Below are 1,106 nucleotides of genomic sequence, written 5' to 3'. Positions count from 1 at the left end.
TGGGAGCCAAGGCTATTCACAACGAACATTTCGTCGATCGATCGCCCGTCCCGCAAACGCGCAGCCGCCGGCGCCCAGGATCGTCCCGAGTGTCTTGCAATCTCCGGGCGCGATGATGTTGCCGAGAACACTGCCGGCCAGTGCGCCGACCATGGCGCCGCGAGAACCGTCCCGGCGCTGGCAGAAGTAGCGTCCGTCGCGGTCGCGGTAGATACGGTCTTTCTTGCCGAGTTGGCGACGCTCGCGAGCGACATGCCGACCATCGTGGCGACGGCCGTCACGGCGGTCCAGATCTCGATCCCGATTGCTAAAGCCAGGTCGCCCATAACCACCGCGCCCGCCATAGTCGTCGGTCACACAGGCACTCAGCGACTGGATAGCGGCCAGAGCAGGAACTATTAGTATTCGCCGCATGTGATGGAGTCTTCCTTTGATATCCTGGACGTTCGACCAAGCCTTGTTTAACGGGCTCGGCTGAGAGGTCGGATGTGGTCATGCAACGCCAGTCACTGTTCAGGCTTTGCATCTCGAACTCGATCGGTTTCGGTTTCCGGCCCACTGGTTCCGGCGACCTGCGGCATGTAAAGGCCGGTGATCCCCCCGACCACGCCGCTCGCTAAGCGGCGCTTGACGTTCTTGCGCGAGCCAAAGCGGGCGCAGGGGTCGATTTTGCCAAGCTTGATCCTTGGACGGTCCTTGCTCGCGAAGCTCTTGCCAACCCTGTCGCCGAGCGGCTCAGCCAGCTGCAGGGCATCGCCCGCGCGAGAGAGCGAGGGTTTGACCCGGCCGACCATGCCGGCATTCTTCGTCCATAGCATTGCCGCCACTTGCCGCCCATCCGGCGCAAGCAGTTCGGATTCCACGGCGAGGCCGCCGGTCGATGCGGGAACGCGGAAATTGACGACAGGGATGGGATTGACGAAATCCACTGCCGCAGCGGCAACCGAGCCTACGCGACTGTTGGATTGCAGGCGGACGATAACGGTGCGGATCGTGCCGGCGACTGGCCTTGGCTCGGGTGCGATCAGGAAGCGTTCGCTGACTTCGAAGCAGATCTGACGATCGACTTCGTGAAGCACCATCGCCCTTTCTTCTGCGGACAATTC

General features: G+C 62.4%; 2 protein-coding genes. Both read right to left on the bottom strand.

The genetic code is table 11. The features are described from left to right. Positions 1-12: 12 nt before the first annotated feature. Complete coding sequence (locus BMX92_RS28295) at positions 13-414, bottom strand: hypothetical protein (protein WP_093022790.1); 402 nt, start codon at positions 412-414, stop codon at positions 13-15. A 92-nt stretch (positions 415-506) separates the two neighbouring features. After that, a partial coding sequence (locus tag BMX92_RS26735) for a DUF3313 family protein (RefSeq protein WP_093022748.1) occupies positions 507-1,106 on the bottom strand: 600 nt, incomplete at its 5' end.

It is taken from the genome of Sphingobium sp. YR768, assembly GCF_900111125.1.
GTDB lineage: Bacteria > Pseudomonadota > Alphaproteobacteria > Sphingomonadales > Sphingomonadaceae > Sphingobium.
The sequence above is the reverse complement of the archived record's forward strand: the minus strand, read 5'-3'. Positions and strand labels throughout refer to the sequence as shown.